Source organism: Microbacterium halophytorum (assembly GCF_002970975.1).
GTDB lineage: Bacteria > Actinomycetota > Actinomycetes > Actinomycetales > Microbacteriaceae > Microbacterium > Microbacterium halophytorum.
In genome coordinates this window covers 52646-69362 of the sequence record NZ_PNFA01000008.1, presented here as the reverse complement: position 1 = coordinate 69362, position 16717 = coordinate 52646, and the positions used below count along the sequence as shown (strand labels likewise).

The window sequence follows — 16717 nt, the reverse complement described above, 5'->3', positions numbered from 1 at the left end:
ACACATCGATCAAGGAGGATTCGTGGTTCCACGACAGCACGACAGACGCAGGCGCGCGCCGAGATGGGCCGTCGCCGCCCTGGCGGCCGCCGCGCTCGCCGCCGCATCGCTCACCGCAACCGCAGCGTCCTACGCCGCAGACGAAGAACTGATCGTCAACGGCGGCTTCGAGGACGGCACATCCGGATGGATCGTCAACGACGGCAACGCGACCGACTCCGCCGTGCTCTCGAGCACGAGCGACGCCTTCACCGGCGACGCCGCTGCGCTCGTGACCGAGCGCGCGACGACGGGTTCGGGGCCGATTCAGGATCTCAGCGGCAAGGTCGCGGCGGGCGAGACCTACGAGCTCCAGGCGCGCATCAAATACGACGCGGCCGAGGCGCCGGACGCCAAGCAGTTCTTCGCGACGATGCACTACGGCGGCGCGGAGTACGAGAACCTCGTCAGCGTCACCGCGACGAGAGGGGAGTGGGCGGTGTTCGACGGGACGTTCACGATCCCGGCTGATCAGGCGGTGTCGACGGCGCGGCTGTTCTTCGAGACCCCGTGGACGGCTTCGCCGGGCGATGCACCGGACGAGCACCTGATGGACTTCGTGATCGACGACGTGTCCGTCACGGGCGCGGCGCCTCCGCCCCCGCCGGCGCCGGCGTCGAAGACGATCGAGATCGCGGGCAAGGAGCCCGGCGACCACAATCCGCTGCTCGGGCACAAGTTCGGTGCTGATGGGTTCGGGTTCGTCGACGACGGGCGCGTGTACATGTACATGACGAACGACACGCAGGGCTACGCGCCGGATCCGGAGACCGGCGTCTCGCCTCAGATCAATTACGGCGAGATCAACGAGATCACCGTGATCTCGTCGACCGACTTGGTGAACTGGACCGACCACGGCGAGGTCCCCGTCGCCGGCCCCGACGGCATCGCACCGTTCACGAACAACTCCTGGGCGCCTGGCATGGCCAAGCAGGTCGTCGACGGCGAGGAGAAGTACTACCTCTACTACGCCAACGGTGGCGGTTCGTCCAACGTGATCACCGGGGATTCGCCGGTCGGCCCGTGGACGAGCGAGCGCACCGACACGCTCATCGACGGGCGCACGCCTGGCGCGGAGGACGTCGCGTGGAAGTTCGACCCCGCGCCGTTCGTCGACGACGACGGCGAGGCGTACCTGTACTTCGGCGGCGGTCCCGCCTCGACCGACATGCCGGACGAGGAGCGCTTCAACAACCCGAAGAACATCAGGGCGATCAAGCTCGGCGACGACATGGTCTCCACCGAGGGATCGGCCGTCGTCGTCGATACACCGGTCTCGTTCGAGGCACCCCAGGTGTTCAAGCGCGGCGACATCTACTACCTGTCGTACTCGTCGCACTTCGGCGGCGGCGACTTCGGCGGCGCTCAGGAGACGTATCCCGGTTATCCGGGCGGCGGCGAGATCGGCTACCTGATGTCGGACGACCCGATGTCGTGGCCGAAGGAGACGTACGCCGGCGTGATGTTCCCCAACCAGTCGCAGTTCTTCGGGGCAGGAACGGGCGGGAACAACCACCAGTCCGGCTTCGAGTACGAGGGCAAGTACTACTTCTCGTACCACGCGCCGACGCTGAACAAGGCGATCAACGGCGACAGCACGCAGGGGTATCGCAGCCCGCACCTCCAGGAGCTCAGCTTCAACGAGGACGGCACAGTGCAGCAGGTCGTCGGCGACTACGCGGGCGTCGAGCAGGTGCGCGACTTCGACCCGTATCGCGTGTTCGAGGCGGAGACGCTCGGCTGGACGAAGGGGATCGCCACGACGAAGGTCGAGGGCGGCTCCGCCGAGTTCGGCGAGTCCGCGCCGAACCTCGTCGTCACGGACATCGACGACGGCGACTGGACGGGCCTGTCGTCCGTCGACTTCGGCGAAGACGGCGCGGCATCGGTGACAGCCGGAGTGAAGCCTGAGCAGCCCGGCGGCACGATCGAGGTGCGCCTCGATGCGCCGGACGGACGCGTAGCCGGAACGATCAACGTCGACGGCGCCGCGGGGGAGTGGAGCGAGGCGACCGCACAGCTCGACGGTGCGGTCGGCACGCACGACGTGTACTTCACGTACGCCGGTGCAGAAGGCGACCTGTTCGAGATCGACACCCTCGAGTTCCGCGCTTCCGATGGTGCGGAGCCTGCGCTCGATGTGTCGGTAGCAGCGTCGACCCGCTGCGTCGTGGGCAAGACGGTCGTCGTCGTCAGCGCCACCAACGACGCCGATATCGCGGCGTCGATCACCGTGGAATCCGAGTTCGGCACCGAGGCGTTCGCGTCCGTCGAGCCCGGCGCGACGGTCGCGCAGGCGTTCAGCACGCGGGCTGACTCCGTATCAGCGGGGGACGTCGCTGCGAACGCGTCGGCGACCGTCGACGGCGAGTCGCTGACGGGGGCGGCGAGCGCCGCATACGACGCCAGAAGCTGCGGCTGATCCGCACGTCGGTCCGCCAGGGGAGGCGCCCTGGCGGACCGACGTCGCGTGGACGCGGTCGCCGGTGGCGGTCAGTCCTCGTCCGCGACCCCCAGCACCTCGAAGATCCAGGCCAATTGGTACGCGCGCTCGCGCCAGGCGTTGTAACGGCCGGAGACGCCGCCGTGGCCGGCGGCCATCTCGCACTTCATCAGCACGTCGGCGCCGACCTCGCGGAGGCGCTGCACCCACTTGGCGGGCTCCACGTAGAGCACCCGGGTGTCGTTGAGGCTCGTCATCGCGAGGACGCGGGGGTAGTCGGCGCCCTCGCGCACGTTCTCGTAGGGGGTGTACGACTTCATGTACTCGTACACCTCGGGGTCGTGCAGCGGGTTGCCCCACTCGTCCCATTCGATGACCGTCAGCGGCAGCGAGGGGTCGAGGATCGACGTCAGCGCATCGACGAACGGCACATCGGCGAGGATGCCGGCGAACGCATCCGGCGCGAGGTTCGCGACGGCGCCCATCAGCAGGCCGCCCGCCGAGCCGCCCTCGGCGACCAGGCGATCCGGGGTCGTGTAGCCCTCGGCGGCCAGGAATCGCGCGACGTCGACGAAGTCGGTGAAGGTGTTGCGCTTGGCGAGCTTCTTGCCGCTCTCGTACCACGCGCGCCCCATCTCGCCGCCGCCCCGCACGTGCGCGACGGCGAAGACGATGCCGCGGTCGAGCTCGCTCAGGCGCGCGACCGAGAAGCCGGGGTCGATCGAGTGCTCGTACGATCCGTAGCCGTACAGGTGCACGGGGCGCGGGCTCTCGCCCGGCTCGCCGAACGAGCGCTTCCAGACGAGTGAGACGGGGATCTCGGTGCCGTCCTCCGCCGGCACCCAGACGCGCCGCTGGCCGTACCCGTCTGCGTCGTAGCCGCCCTGCACCTCGGCGCGCTTGCGCAGCAGCAGCTCGCCGGTCGCGAGCTCGTACTCGTACACCGAGCCTGGCGTCGTGAACGAGCCGTAGCCCATCCGGATGACGGGCGGCGCCCACTCGGCGTTGCCGGAGACGCCCGCGGCGTACAGGGGGTCGGGGAACGCGACCTCTTCGAGGACGCCGGTCGCGTAGTCGAGGATCCCGACGCGGGGGAGGCCGCCCGAGCGGTACTCCACGACGGCGAAGTCGCGGAAGCAGTCGATGTCGAGCAGGCGCCGGCCCGGCGTGTGCTCGAGCACGATCTCGGTCGCACCCGGGTCGCCGAGTGGTGCGCGCACGAGCTCGAAGTCGAGCGCGCCGTCGTTGTGCAGGATGTACAGCCAGTCCTCGCCGTCGACGACCGCGTGGTCGGCGCCGTACTCGACGCCCTCCCGGCGCGGCCAGACGAGCGTCGGGACCGCCTGCGGGTCGGCCGCATCGACGACCGAGACCTCGCTCGTCACGCTCGAGCCCGACTCGAGCAGCAGGAAGCGATCGCTGCGGGTCACGCTCGCGCCGACCCAGAAGCTCTCGTCGTCGTCGCGGTAGAGCTCGACGTCGTTCTCCGGGCCCGGCTCGCCGACACGGTGCAGCCAGATGCGGTGAGGGCGCCACGCGTCGTCGACCGTCGAGTACACGATGCGCTCGCCGTCGGGCAGGAACTGCGCGCCACCGAAGGTCTCGGCGATCTCGTCGGGGAAGAGCTCGCCCGTCACGAGATCCTTGATTCGGATGGTGTACCGCTCGTCGCCTGCCTCGTCGACGGCCCAGAGCATCCGGGTGCCGTCGACGGAGATATCGAACGAGCCGAGCGAGAAGAAGTCCTTGCCCTCGGCCTCGGCGTTCGCGTCGAGCAGCACCTGCTCGCCGGGCACCGCCACGTCGGCGTCGAGCACGGGCGGCGTCCAATCGTCGGCATCGGCGATCGGGGCGCGGCACTGGATGCCGTACTGCTGGCCCTTCACGGTGCGGCCGTAGTACCACCAGTCGCCGCGGCGGCTCGGCACCGACAGGTCGCTCTCCTTCACACGCCCCTTGATCTCGCCGAACACGCGCTCGCGCAGCGGCTCCAGGTGGGCGAGGGCCGCGTCAGCGTGAGCGTTCTCGGCCTCGAGGTGAGCGACGACCTCCGGGTCGTCCTTGGCGCGCAGCCAGTCGTACGGGTCATCGAAGCTGTCGCCGTGGTGCGTGCGGGTCGTCGGCCTGCGGTCGGCGGCGGGTGCGGATGTCATCCGTCCACGCTACCCGGATCAACGGCGGCCATAGGATCGAGCCATGCAGTTCGGAAGCCACCCGCCCGCGCACCGCACCCTCGTCCACATCAGCGACACGCACCTGCTCGCGGGAGGCGCCAGGCTCTACGACCGCTTCGCCGTCGAGGACAATCTGCGCCGCACGCTCGACCGCGTCGAGCAGGCGGGGGAGGGCGCCGACGCGCTCGTGTTCACGGGCGACTTGACCGACCTCGGCGAGCCCGATGCGTACCTGCGCCTGCGCCGCATCGTCGAACCCGTCGCCGAGCGGCTCGGGGCACCGATCGCCTGGGTCGCCGGCAACCACGACGAGCGGTCGGAGATGCGTCGCGACCTGCTCGACGAGGAGCCGAGCCAGAAGGCGATCTTCCACGCGTGGGATCTCGCGGGTCTCCGGCTCATCGCGCTCGATTCGACCGTGCCCGGATGGCACCACGGCGAGATCGACGACGCCCAGCTCGACTGGCTGCGCGGCAAGCTCGCCGAGCCCGCACCGCTCGGCACGATCCTCGCGCTGCACCACCCGCCGCTGCCCAGCCACGTGCCGCTCTTCGACGTTCTGGAGCTGCGGGGGCAGGACCGCCTCGCCGACGTCATCCGGGGGACGGACGTGCGGGCGATCCTCGCCGGCCACCTGCACTATGCCATGCACGGCACGTTCGCGGGCGTGCCGGTGAGCGTCGCGGCGGCGACCTGCTACACGATGGACGTCGCGCGCGAGCCGCAGCGCGTCAACGGCATGGACGCCGGCCAGTCGTTCTCGCTCGTGCACGTCTACGACGACACGATCACGCACACGACGGTTCCGGTGCACGGGGCCGAGCCGACGGCCGCCTTCGACCTCGACTTCTATGCACGGCTGGCGGCGATGACCCCGGATGAGCGGCTCGAGGCGTTCTCGCGCAAGGCCCCGCGGCGCTGAGGACCGCGCCGATTCCCGCGCGGGGGAGGGAGCGTCCTCCCGGCCGAACGGAGCGCCCCGCGTGCGTGCAGGATTCCGGGCGTAGGGTCGTCGTGTGACCGCACAGACGCGTACCGAAACCGACTCCCTCGGGCCCCTCGAGATCCCCGCCGACGCCTACTGGGGCGTGCACACGGCGCGGGCGATCGAGAACTTCGACATCACGAAGCGCCCGATCTCCGTCTACACCGAGCTCGTGACGGGGCTCGCGATGGTGAAGCAGGCGGCAGCCCGCGCGAATCGCGACATCGGCGCGATCGACGCCGAGAGGGCCGACCTCATCGATCGCGCCGCGCAGCGCGTCATCGACGGCGAGTTCCACGACCAGTTCTGCGTCGGGGTCATCCAGGGCGGGGCGGGCACCTCGACGAACATGAACGCCAACGAGGTCATCACCAACATCGCCCTCGAGCTCGCCGGCCGCGAGAAGGGCGACTACGCGTTCCTGCACCCGATCGACCACACCAACCGCAGCCAGTCGACCAATGATGTGTACCCGACGGCCATCAAGGTCGGGCTCTCGCTCATCCACGTGTCGCTCCTCGACGAGCTCGAACTGCTCCGAGAATCGTTCATGCGGAAAGCCGAGGAGTTCGCCGACGTGCTCAAGGTAGGGCGCACCCAGCTGCAGGACGCCGTGCCGATGACGCTCGGGCAGGAGTTCCACGGCTTCGCCACGACGGTCGGCGAGGACATCTCGCGGCTGCGGGAGAACGCGGTGCTCCTGACCGAGATCAGCATGGGCGCGACGGCGATCGGCACGGGCGTGACGGCCAAGCCGGGCTACGCCGAGCGAGTGCGCATGCACCTCTCGGAGATCACGGGCCTCCCGCTGCGCACGGCGGGCGACCTCGTCGAGGCGACGAGCGACATGGGTTCGTTCATCTCCTTCTCGGCGTCGCTGAAGCGCAACGCCGTGAAGGTGTCGAAGATCTGCAACGACCTGCGGCTGCTCTCCTCGGGCCCGCAGGCGGGCTTCGGCGAGATCAACCTGCCGGCGAAGCAGGCGGGGTCCTCCATCATGCCGGGCAAGGTGAACCCCGTGATTCCCGAGGTCGTGAACCAGATCGCGTACTCGGTCGTCGGCGCCGACCTCACGGTGACGATGGCGGCGGAGGCCGGCCAACTGCAGCTGAACGCGTTCGAGCCGGTGATCGCGCACTCGATCCTGCAGTCGATCACCTGGATGCGCCGCGGCTACCACACGCTCCGCGTCAACTGCATCGACGGCATCACGGCGAACCGCGACCGCCTCGGCGCGATGGTCGGCGCGTCCGTCGGCGTGATCACGGCGCTGACGCCGTTCATCGGCTACGCCGACGCGGCAGCGCTCGCGAAGACGGCGCTCCTGACGGGCCGCGGCATCGAGGAGCTCGTCGTGGAGGCGGGCCTGATGACACCGGAGGCCGTCGCGAAGCAGCTGCGCCCCGAGCGCCTCAGCGGCATCGAGCCGATCACGACGACGATGCCGATCGTCACCCAGCCCGATCTTCCCTGACCCGCCCCGAAGTCTTCATTTCTGGCACATCTCCGGATGCAGTCAGCACCGGAGATGTGCCAGAAATGAAGAGATAGGCGGCGTCAGTCCGTCACGCGGCAGTGCGTGGTGAGCTCACCGATGCCGTCGACCGCGACCGTGACCGTCGTCCCGTCACCGAGCAGGATCTGCGGGTTGCGGGAGAAACCGGATCCGCCGGGGCTGCCGGTCGAGATCAGGGTGCCCGGCAGGATCGTGATCCCCTTCGACAGGTGTGCGATCAGCTTCGCTACCGAGCGGACCATCTGGCCCGTCGAGGCGTCCTGCACCGTCTCACCGTCGACCGTGGTCCAGATGTGGAGGTCCTGCGGGTCGGCGATCTCGTCGGCCGTGACGACGTCGGGGCCGGTCGGGGTGAACCCGTCGAGCGACTTGCAGCGGGACCACTGCGCCTCGGAGTACTGGATGTTGCGGGCCGAGATGTCGTTGACCACGGTGTAGCCGAACACGTAGTCGAGCGCTTCCTCCTCCGTGACCTCGCGCGCGGGCCGCCCGATGACGACGCCGAGCTCGGCCTCGTAGTCGACCGCTTCGCTCATCTCGCGCGACCAGGTCGTGGTCTCCCCGTGGCCCGCGAGGGAATTCGGCCACAGCGTGAACACCGTCGGGGTGCTGTCGGTCTTGAGGTTCAGCTCGCCCGAGTGCGCCGCGTAGTTCAGGCCGACGGCCATGATCGCCGGCGGCCGGTTCACGGCGGAGGCGTATGCGGCGCCGTCGAGCGACACGGCCTCGCCGCGGCCCGCCTCGAGGGCCTCGCGCACGCGCGCCCACTCGGCGGGGCCCCGCTCGACGAGCTCCTGCAGCGAGGAGGGTGCGTCATCGACGAGCGACGAAACGGGCAGCGCCCTGTCGCCCGATTTCGCGATGAAGGTCGGTTCCGAATCGCCGGCGAGGATCACATGGGAGAAGCGCATTCCTCCATTCTATGAACGGCGGGGCGCGCGCGGCCGGAGGTGTCGTCACACGGCGCTTCGGTTTCGTTGTGCCCGGTGCACAGCCCCGGGCGGTTCCGGATGCGGCAGTGCGGCGAACGCCACAGCCATCGCCCCGGAGCGTCGCCGGCCGCCAATAGAGTTGTCGGCATGTCGTACGGAACGCCGCAGCCCGACGGCCGCTCGCCCTGGCGCCCCTCGCCGCGCGCGCTGCCGGGCGCCCCCGCTCCTGTCACAGAGGCGCGCCCGCAGGCGCACCTCGCGCTCCCGCCCGTGCCACAGCGCGTGCACCCCCTGTGGTTCCTCGGCTGGGTCGGCGTGGGCCTCATCGCGCTGTGGGTGCTCGCCTCCTTCGTGCTGCCGATGCTCTCGTTCGGCGCCGTGCCGTTCTTCGTCGCGACGGCGCTCGCGGTCATCCCGTTCGCGATCGTGGTCCTCACCGTGACGTGGATCGACAACTGGGAGCCGGAGCCGCGGCGGCTGATCGTCTTCGCTCTCGCGTGGGGGGCGATCGCGTCGATCGGGCTGACGACGGCGTTCCTGTACCTCTTCGACTGGGTGTCGGTCGACGTGCTCGGCGCGGATCCGGATGCCCAGGACGTGATCGCGACGGTCGTGCGGGCGCCGCTCGTCGAGGAGGCCTGCAAGATGGTCGGCGTGTTCGTGATCATGCTGATCGCGCGGAACACGATCGACGGGCCCATCGACGGCCTGGTGTACGGCGGCCTGATCGGCGCCGGCTTCGCGTTCAGCGAGAACATCCAGTACTTCCTGCTGTACGGGGCGAGCGAGGGCCTCGGCGCGACCGTGAGCATCTTCGTGATGCGGGGCATTCTCTCGCCGTTCGCGCACGCGATGTTCACGGGCGTCTTCGGCCTGCTCGTCGGCTACGCCCTGCGCGAGCGCCGCAGCGTCGCGGTCTTCGCGCTGTGGGGTTACGCGATCGGCGTCGTGATGCACGCGGTCTGGAACGCGTCGAGCTATGCGGACTTCCTCGTCCTGTACCTCGTGCTCCAGGTGCCGCAGTTCGCCGCGTTCGTCGTCGCGATCGTGCTGCTCCGGCGGGAGAAGGCCAGGATCACCCACGACCGGCTCGGCGACTACGCGGGCGCCGGCTGGTTCACGCCGATGGAGATCGACATGCTGGCGACCCCGAGGGGCCGGAAGATCGGCAGGGCCTGGGCGCGCTCCCTCCCCGGCGACCGAACTCGGCTGATGACCTCGTTCATCCGCGACGCGACGCAGCTCGCGATGGCGCGCCAGCGGGGCATGAGCGGGCGCGACCCAGGCGCTGCCGAGGTGGAGCGCCAGCTCCTGGTGCGGATCGTCGCGACCCGTCGCCTGCTGCTCGCCCCGTGACAACACTCAGCGCCCGGGCTGCGGCGAAGCCGGCGAGACATCCAGGCGCTGAGTGAGCTTGCGATAAGCATGCGACGGAAGCTCGGGGGTGTCAAGGGGGAGGCGAACCACGACGAGATCGCCCGCGAACGACGCACTCCGTGCTTGGATGGACGCATGAGCGCAGATCGCACGAAGCCCGAGTTCGACGCACCCGAGGGCCCGGCTCCCGCCGACCTCGTCATCGAGGACATCATCGTCGGCGACGGCACCGAGGCCCAGCCCGGTGCGACCGTCACGGTGCACTACGCCGGCGTCGAATACGACACGGGCGACGAGTTCGACGCCTCTTGGAACAGGGGCGAGACGCTGCAGTTCCCGCTGCAGGGCCTGATCCAGGGCTGGCAGGAGGGCATCCCCGGCATGAAGGTCGGCGGCCGCCGCAAGCTGACGGTGCCCCCGCACAAGGCGTACGGCCCCGCGGGCGCGGGCCACTTCCTCAGCGGCAAGACGCTGATCTTCATCATCGATCTGATCGACGCGGCCTGACCGCAGCGAAGGAGGGCCGCCCCGAACGGGGCGGCCCTCCTTCGCTGCGGTCGCTCTGAGATTATTTCTCGCGGACTCGGAATATATGCAGCTGCATATGTATTGTTCCCTCTGTACGCATCACCCACCACTCAAGGAGCGCACCCCATGACTGCAGAGATCCCCGGCTACAAGGCGGGCACCTACGCCCTCGACCCCGCCCACAGCGAGGTCGGCTTCGAGGTCCGCCACATGATGATGTCGAAGGTCCGCGGTGCATTCGGCGTCAAGGAAGCCACCATCACGCTGCCGGAGAACCCGCTCGAGGCGAGCGTCACGGCGAAGGTCGATGTCGCATCGGTCGACTCGAAGGACGAGGGCCGCGACGGCCACCTGCGCAGCGCCGACTTCTTCGATGTTGAGAACCACCCGACGATGACGTTCGTGAGCACCGGCGTGCGCGCGAACGGCGACGAGTACCTCGTTGACGGCGACCTCACGATCAAGGGCGTCACGAGGCCTGTCACGTTCGAGCTCGAGTTCGGCGGCTTCGGCACCGACCCGTGGGGCAACTACAAGGCCGGCGCGACGGCGACCGGCAAGATCAACCGCGAGGACTTCGGCCTCACCTGGAACGCCGCGCTCGAGACGGGCGGCGTCCTCGTCGGCAAGGACGTCAAGCTCACGCTCCCCCGGCGGCGGGCGCCGCCGCCCCGCGTGGCCCGGCCCGGGCCCCCCCCCGCCGCGGCGGTCGGGCGCCCTTCCGTGCGCAGGCGGTCAGCGTTGGCTGGCCTCCAGCGCGGCGAAGAGGTCGTCCGCGAGGTCCTCGACGTGCTCGACGCCGACCGAGAGGCGCAGCAGGTCCTCCGGCACGGTGACGGGCTCCGACGGTATGCGGCGCCGGCGCTCGATGAGCGATTCGACACCGCCGAGGCTCGTGCCTGGCACCCACAGGCGCACGGCGCGGGCGATCTCGGAGGCCGCCGCCGCCCCGCCGCGCGGGCGGAGGGTGAGGACCGAACCGAAGCCCGTCATCTGCGCCGCGGCGAGTTCGTGCTGCGGGTGGCTCGCGAGGCCGGGGTGGCGCACCTCGGCGACGGCCGGGTGCGCCTCGAGCCTGGTCGCGAGGTCGAGGGCGCTGCGCTGCGAGCGCTCGATGCGCAGCGCCAGGGTCCGGATGCCCCTGAGCGCCAACCAGGCCTCCCACGGCCCGGGGATCGCCCCGTGCACGTCGCGCTGCGCCTTCAGCGCCGCCCACAGCTCGCCGTCGTCTGCGACGACGGCGCCCATCACGACGTCGGAGTGGCCGGCGAGGTACTTCGTCACGGAGTGCACCACGACGTCGGCGCCGAGGGCGAGCGGTCGCTGGGCGAGGGGGGTCGCGAACGTGTTGTCCGCGATCACGATCCCTTCCCGCTCGTGCGCCGCGGCCGCGAGTGCGGCGATGTCGGCGACCTCGAGCATGGGGTTCGTCGGCGACTCGACCCAGAGCACGAGGTCGTCAGCGCCGTCGAGTGCCTCGGTGACCGCGGCCGTGTCGGCGATATCGACCTCGACGAGCGCGATGCCGCGCAGTCGCGCGTGCTCCTTCGCCGCGACGAGCGAGGTGTTGTAGCTGTGCCTCGGCATCACGAGGGTGCCGCCGTTCGGCACGAGGGAGAGGGCCGCCGAGATCGCGGCCATGCCCGAGCCGAACGCGAGCGCGCGCTCGGCGGAGCCCTCGAGGGCTCCGATGGCCTCCTCGAGCGGCCGCCAGCTCTCCGTGTCGTAGCGGGCGTAGACGAGCTCGTCACCGCTGGGCCAGTCCGCGCCGACGTAGGTCGACGACATGACGACGGGCGGGTTCACGGGAGCGCCGGGGCGCCGGGGCGGGCGACCGGCCGCGACGACGAGCGAATCGGTGCGGAGGTTGTTGTCTGCAGCCACGATCCGAGCGTACGTCACGCGCTGCACGAGGTCGGCGCCGTGGTGCGCGGGCTCCGACCGATGGGGTAGACTCGTGTGGTTGCCGTTCGATCGGCCGCGGATAAAGAGAGCTCGCGCATGAGGCGACGGGCGCCGCGCAACGAGGAGAAAGGGGATCGACTACATGGCACTTGCAGCAGATGTCAAGAAGGCGATCATCGAAGAGTACGCGACGCACCCCGGTGACACCGGATCCCCCGAGGTGCAGGTCGCACTGATGTCGAAGCGCATCAAGGACCTCACCGAGCACCTCAAGAGCCACAAGCACGACCACCACTCGCGCCGTGGCCTGTTCCTGCTCGTCGGTCAGCGCCGTCGCCTGCTGACGTACCTGCACGACCTCGACATCGAGCGCTACCGCTCGCTGATCGAGCGCGTGGGTCTTCGCCGCTGAGCGAAGCCGCGTCAGGCGAGGCGGAGCGCGACCAGCGTTCAATCGTCTTCCCGAAGGCCCGTCCCACGGTGTGGGGCGGGCCTTCGTCGTCTCGGGGTGCCCCGGTCGGCATCCGGGAATAGATTCGTCGTGCGGGCGTTGTACGATGTACATTCACGTGCATACAAATGGAACGGAGACGCCATGAGTGACACCACGACGGCGCGGCCCATGCAGTTCGGCCTCATGAGCGTGAGCGACGTCACGCGCGACCCGCTCACGGGCGAGACCCCGAGCGAGGCCCAGCGCATCCAGGACGTCATCGCGATCGCGAAGCACGCAGACGAGGCGGGGCTCGACGTCTTCGCCATCGGCGAGCACCACAACCCCCCGTTCTTCTCATCGTCGCCGACGACACTGCTCGCCGCCATCGCGGCGCAGACGCGGCGCCTCATCGTCTCGACCTCGACGACGCTGATCACCACGAACGACCCCGTGCGCATCGCCGAGGAGTATGCGATGCTCCAGCACGTCTCCGGCGGCCGGATGGACCTGATGATGGGCCGGGGCAACACGGGGCCCGTGTACCCCTGGTTCGGCAAGGACATCCGGCAGGGCCTGCCGCTCGCGATCGAGAACTACCAGCTGCTGCGACAGCTGTGGGACAACGACGTCGTGGACTTCGAGGGCAAGTTCCGCACAGCGCTGAGCGGATTCACATCCACGCCCCGCCCGCTCGACGACGTCGCGCCGTTCGTCTGGCACGGCTCGATCCGGACGCCCGAGATCGCGGAGCAGGCCGCGTACTACGGAGACGGCTTCTTCGCGAACAACATCTTCTGGCCGAAGGAGCACTACCAGCGCCTGATCGCGCTGTACCGGCAGCGCTTCGAGCACTACGGCCACGGCACGGCCGCGCAGGCGATCGTCGGGCTCGGCGGCCAGGCGTTCATGGCGAAGAACTCGCAGGACGCCGTCGACAGCTTCCGCCCGTACTTCGACGCGGCTCCCGTGTACGGCAACGGCCCGACGATGGAGGACTTCACAGAGATGACGCCGCTCACGGTGGGGTCGCCGCAGCAGGTCATCGACCGATACGCCGGCATGCGCGACCACTTCGGCGACTACCAGCGCCAGCTGTTCCTGATGGACCACGCGGGCCTTCCCCTGAAGACGGTGCTCGAGCAGATCGACCTGCTGGGCGAGGAGGTCGTTCCCGTGCTGCGGCGCGAGCTCGACCGTGGGCGCCCCGACGAGGTTCCGGATGCCCCGACCCACGCAGCGCGCGTGAAGGCGAAATACGGCGACCGGCCGCCGCGGCAGCCGCGGCCGAACGCGAACCGCGGCGACAACGTGACGGGCGGCTCGCCGTACCAGGACACCCCGGAGCCCGCGGGCAGCGCCTTCGGACTGGGGGCGCAGCGATGACGACGACTTCGCTGGCGGTCGTCTCGGCGGGCCTGAGCACGCCGTCGTCGACCCGTACGCTCGCCGACAGGATCGTGTATGCGGTCCTCGCCGAGCTCGAATCGCGGGGCATCACCGACCGCGAGGCGCGCACGTTCGAGCTGCGCGACGTGGCGCACGACATCACGAACAACCTGCTCACGGGCTTCGCCCCGAAGCCGCTCGCCGAGATGAACGGGGTGATCGCCAGCGCCGACGCCGTGATCGTTGCGACGCCGATCTTCTCGACGAGCTACTCGGGGCTGTTCAAGAGCTGGATCGACGCCCTCGACCGCGACGTGCTCGAGGGCAAGCCCATCCTGATCTCGGCGACGGCGGGCACGCCGCGGCACTCGTTGGCGCTCGACTACGCCATCCGGCCGCTGTTCACCTACCTGCACGCCGAGCCCGTGACGACCGCCGTCTTCGCCTCAGCGGAGGACTGGGGAGCGGGGGCCGACGGCGTCGCGCCGCTGCAGCAGCGCATCGACCGCGCCGCCGGGGAGCTCGCCGATCGGCTCGCCGGCGGTGCGGCGGCGCGCAAGCCCGACCCGTTCAGCCCCGAGGCCTACATGAACGGAGCCGGCAGCTTCGCCGACCTGCTCACGGAGCTGCCGAACCGCTGACGGCGGGGCGCGCGGCCCGGGTTCAGCCGCTCTTGCGGCGGAACTGGCGCTGCGTATGCGCGTCGTGCTTCTCGTGGATCGCGGAATCGCCGTCGAGGTGGGCCTCGCCGCTGCGCTGCCGCGCGTTCTTCTTGTCGAGCGCCTCGCGGAACTTGCGCTTCATCTCGTCGGTCGTGCTGACGTCGTCGTCATCGTCGGAAGCCATGCCGCCGAGCATAGCGCGGTGCGGAGCCGCGTGCGCGTGCCGCGCGATCGCGAACGCCAGGGGCACATCCGGTGAACTCTGCGTGATCCGGCCGAGTTCGGCGCCGGCGGGGCCGCGGCATCCGGGATTCTGGTGGCATGCGGATCGCGGTCATCGCCGAATCGTTCCTCCCTCACATGAACGGGGTCACGGGCTCCGTTCTGCAGGTCGTGCACCACCTGCGGCAGATGGGTCACGAGACCCTGGTCGTCGCCCCGAAGGCGCCGGGCCAACCCGAAGACGTCGCGGGCATCGATGTGCCTGAGACCACGTACCTCGCCTCGCTGCCGCTGCCCAGCTACCCGGACGTCAGGGTCGCCCTGGCGCCCGTCGCGCAGCTGAAGCGCATCCTGGCCGGCTTCGCACCCGACGTCGTGCATCTCGCCTCGCCGGCCGTCCTCGGCTGGCAGGGCGTGGTCGCGGCCGATGCGCTCGGCCTCCCGACGGTCGCGATCTACCAGACCGACGTGATCTCCTACGCCGAGCGCTACGGCGTACCAGGGGCCGCGCCGTTGGCGCAGGCGCACATCGCGCGCCTGCACCGCAGGGCGACGCTGACGCTTGCGCCGTCGTCGCACGCCGAGGCGCAGCTCGCGGGCCTCGGCGTCGACCGCCTCCACCGCTGGGGCCGCGGCGTCGACGCCGAGCGCTTCCGCCCGGAGCGCCGCAGCGCCGGCTTCCGGGAGGGCGTCCTGGGGCCGGACGCGGCGGAGCCCGCGGCATCCGGAACGCGCATCGTCGGCTATGTCGGGCGGCTCGCGCCCGAGAAGCAGGTCGACGACCTCAAGGTGCTCGCGGACGTGCCGGGGACGAAGCTCGTGATCGTCGGCGACGGCCCCGAGCGCGAGAGGCTCGAGCGGGAGCTCCCCGATGCGCACTTCACGGGGTTCCTGGGTGGCGTCCAGCTCGCGGAGGCCGTCGCCAGCTTCGACGTCTTCGTGCATCCGGGGGAGTCCGAGACGTTCTGCCAGACGGTCCAGGAGGCGCTGGCGTCGGGTGTTCCGGTCGTCGCGGTCGGCCGCGGCGGCCCCGTCGACCTCGTGCGCTCCAGCGTCGACGGCTGGCTGTACCGCCCCGGCGACGTCGCGGACCTGAGGGCCAGGGTCGCCGACCTCACGGGCGACGAGACCAAGCGCGCCTCGTTCGCGGCGGCCGCGCGCGGCAGCGTCGCGGATCGCACGTGGGCGGCGCTGACCGAGCAGCTCGTCGCGCGCTACGAGGAGGCCGAGCGGCTGCGCCGGATGGACGCCGCGTCGATGGCGCGCGCGGCCAGGCGTGCGGGTGAGCCGGAGGCCGCGGCGGGCGGCGGCTGGAACCGGTACGTCGCGCTCGGCGACTCGCTCACGGAGGGTCTCTGCGACGGGTCGCGCGTGCCGGACGGCGAGTACCGCGGCTGGGCGGACCGCCTCGCGATGCTGCTGGCGCAGCACGCGCGGGGGGAGGCCTTCCGGTTCGCGAACCTCGCGGTGCGCAGCCGCCGGGTGCGCGATCTGGAGCGCGATCAGGTGCCCGCGGCGCTCGAGCTGCGGCCGCAGCTGGTGTCGATCCTGATGGGGCACAACGACCTGATCGGCCACGCCGCCGACCCGCACGCGCTGGCGGCCGAGCTCGAGCGGTCCGTCGTGCACCTACGCGCAGAGGGCATCGACGTGCTCCTCGTCACACCGTTCCTGCCGCGGCGCTTCGCCGCGCGGATGTTCGCCCGCCGGTTCGCGGCATACGCGAGCGAGCTGCGCCGCATCGCCGACGAGCATGGGGCGATGCTGCTCGATTCCGACGCGCTGCCGGAGCTCGGCGACACGGGGCACTGGTCCGCCGACAAGGTGCATCTGCGCTCGAGCGGCCACCGGATGCTCGCCTACCGCGCGGCCGAGGTGCTCGGGATGCGCGACGCGCCGCGGCTCGCGGAACTCGATCGCGCGTTCCACGAGGATGCGGACGAGCCCTCCGGCCGCTGGGTGACGCAGCACGCGCTCCCGTGGGTGTGGCGCCGCGTGCGCGGGCGCACGGCGGGCGACGGCCTGCTGCCGAAGCACAGCGACTACGTCGAGGTGCGGGCGGGCGGCTCGTCGCGCGACGGCGCCGACGCCCGATAGGGCGCGGCGCCCGGC

At 70.4% G+C, this 16717-nt stretch carries 13 protein-coding genes and 1 pseudogene; 10 read left to right on the top strand and 4 right to left on the bottom strand.

Features of this window, described 5'->3' with window-relative positions; all coding sequences use genetic code 11:
• Positions 1-22 precede the first annotated feature (22 nt).
• Positions 23-2461 (top strand): family 43 glycosylhydrolase, encoded by a 2439-nt coding sequence (locus tag C0010_RS09710; RefSeq protein WP_105566881.1) that lies wholly within the window; start codon positions 23-25, stop codon positions 2459-2461.
• A 71-nt stretch (positions 2462-2532) separates the two neighbouring features.
• Here the strand turns inward: C0010_RS09710 and C0010_RS09705 are convergent, their stop codons facing one another.
• Entirely contained in the window at positions 2533-4635 is a 2103-nt protein-coding gene (locus C0010_RS09705) for a S9 family peptidase (RefSeq protein WP_105566880.1), read from the bottom strand.
• 43 nt (positions 4636-4678) lie between these two features.
• Between C0010_RS09705 and C0010_RS09700 the strand changes: the two genes are divergently transcribed.
• The gene (locus C0010_RS09700; protein ID WP_105566879.1) at positions 4679-5578 is read left to right on the top strand and encodes a metallophosphoesterase; all 900 of its coding nucleotides are present in this window, start codon (positions 4679-4681) and stop codon (positions 5576-5578) included.
• A gap of 94 nt (positions 5579-5672) precedes the next feature.
• Positions 5673-7115 carry an aspartate ammonia-lyase gene (locus tag C0010_RS09695; protein ID WP_105566878.1) on the top strand — a complete coding sequence of 481 codons (1443 nt, stop codon included), beginning with the start codon at positions 5673-5675 and terminating at the stop codon, positions 7113-7115.
• Between the two features lie 83 nt (positions 7116-7198).
• On the opposite strand, the gene C0010_RS09690 is transcribed toward C0010_RS09695, so the two are convergent.
• Positions 7199-8068 carry a fumarylacetoacetate hydrolase family protein gene (locus tag C0010_RS09690; protein WP_105566877.1) on the bottom strand — a complete coding sequence of 290 codons (870 nt, stop codon included), beginning with the start codon at positions 8066-8068 and terminating at the stop codon, positions 7199-7201.
• A gap of 168 nt (positions 8069-8236) precedes the next feature.
• On the opposite strand from C0010_RS09690, the gene C0010_RS09685 reads away from it, so the two are divergent.
• The 3 genes and pseudogenes from C0010_RS09685 to C0010_RS09675 form a co-directional block, all read left to right on the top strand.
• Positions 8237-9445 (top strand): PrsW family intramembrane metalloprotease, encoded by a 1209-nt coding sequence (locus tag C0010_RS09685; RefSeq protein WP_105566876.1) that lies wholly within the window; start codon positions 8237-8239, stop codon positions 9443-9445.
• A 156-nt stretch (positions 9446-9601) separates the two neighbouring features.
• Entirely contained in the window at positions 9602-9973 is a 372-nt protein-coding gene (locus tag C0010_RS09680) for an FKBP-type peptidyl-prolyl cis-trans isomerase (RefSeq protein WP_105566875.1), read from the top strand.
• Positions 9974-10120: 147 nt separating this feature from the next.
• Positions 10121-10642: pseudogene (locus C0010_RS09675) on the top strand (YceI family protein); the annotation flags it as partial.
• Positions 10643-10729: 87 nt separating this feature from the next.
• On the opposite strand, the gene C0010_RS09670 reads toward C0010_RS09675, so the two are convergent.
• Positions 10730-11878 (bottom strand): trans-sulfuration enzyme family protein, encoded by a 1149-nt coding sequence (locus C0010_RS09670; protein ID WP_105566992.1) that lies wholly within the window; start codon positions 11876-11878, stop codon positions 10730-10732.
• Between the two features lie 163 nt (positions 11879-12041).
• Here C0010_RS09670 and rpsO point away from each other — a divergent pair, with 163 nt between their 5' ends.
• The 3 genes from rpsO to C0010_RS09655 all read left to right on the top strand — a co-directional run bounded on the left by rpsO (position 12042) and on the right by C0010_RS09655 (position 14362).
• Positions 12042-12311 carry a 30S ribosomal protein S15 gene (gene rpsO / locus C0010_RS09665; protein ID WP_105566874.1) on the top strand — a complete coding sequence of 90 codons (270 nt, stop codon included), beginning with the start codon at positions 12042-12044 and terminating at the stop codon, positions 12309-12311.
• A 183-nt stretch (positions 12312-12494) separates the two neighbouring features.
• Entirely contained in the window at positions 12495-13718 is a 1224-nt protein-coding gene (locus tag C0010_RS09660; RefSeq protein WP_105566873.1) for an LLM class flavin-dependent oxidoreductase, read from the top strand.
• Positions 13715-14362, top strand: coding sequence for a CE1759 family FMN reductase (locus C0010_RS09655; protein WP_105566872.1), 648 nt, complete (start codon positions 13715-13717; stop codon positions 14360-14362). Before C0010_RS09660 ends, C0010_RS09655 begins: the two co-directional genes overlap by 4 nt.
• Before the next feature lie 22 nt (positions 14363-14384).
• Here C0010_RS09655 and C0010_RS09650 read toward each other — a convergent pair whose 3' ends face one another.
• Entirely contained in the window at positions 14385-14567 is a 183-nt protein-coding gene (locus tag C0010_RS09650; protein ID WP_105566991.1) for a DUF5302 domain-containing protein, read from the bottom strand.
• Positions 14568-14704: 137 nt separating this feature from the next.
• On the opposite strand from C0010_RS09650, the gene C0010_RS09645 reads away from it, so the two are divergent.
• Complete coding sequence (locus C0010_RS09645) at positions 14705-16702, top strand: glycosyltransferase (RefSeq protein ID WP_105566871.1); 1998 nt, start codon at positions 14705-14707, stop codon at positions 16700-16702.
• Positions 16703-16717 lie beyond the last annotated feature (15 nt).

Bases quoted from the DNA above. Each gene is read 5' to 3' on its own strand.
- C0010_RS09705 (WP_105566880.1), bottom strand. From the start codon at position 4,635: ATGACATCCGCACCCGCCGCCGACCGCAGGCCGACGACCCGCACGCAC.
- C0010_RS09700 (WP_105566879.1), top strand. From the start codon at position 4,679: ATGCAGTTCGGAAGCCACCCGCCCGCGCACCGCACCCTCGTCCACATC.
- C0010_RS09690 (WP_105566877.1), bottom strand. From the start codon at position 8,068: ATGCGCTTCTCCCATGTGATCCTCGCCGGCGATTCGGAACCGACCTTC.
- C0010_RS09685 (WP_105566876.1), top strand. From the start codon at position 8,237: ATGTCGTACGGAACGCCGCAGCCCGACGGCCGCTCGCCCTGGCGCCCC.
- C0010_RS09680 (WP_105566875.1), top strand. From the start codon at position 9,602: ATGAGCGCAGATCGCACGAAGCCCGAGTTCGACGCACCCGAGGGCCCG.
- rpsO (WP_105566874.1), top strand. From the start codon at position 12,042: ATGGCACTTGCAGCAGATGTCAAGAAGGCGATCATCGAAGAGTACGCG.
- C0010_RS09660 (WP_105566873.1), top strand. From the start codon at position 12,495: ATGAGTGACACCACGACGGCGCGGCCCATGCAGTTCGGCCTCATGAGC.
- C0010_RS09655 (WP_105566872.1), top strand. From the start codon at position 13,715: ATGACGACGACTTCGCTGGCGGTCGTCTCGGCGGGCCTGAGCACGCCG.
- C0010_RS09650 (WP_105566991.1), bottom strand. From the start codon at position 14,567: ATGGCTTCCGACGATGACGACGACGTCAGCACGACCGACGAGATGAAG.
- C0010_RS09645 (WP_105566871.1), top strand. From the start codon at position 14,705: ATGCGGATCGCGGTCATCGCCGAATCGTTCCTCCCTCACATGAACGGG.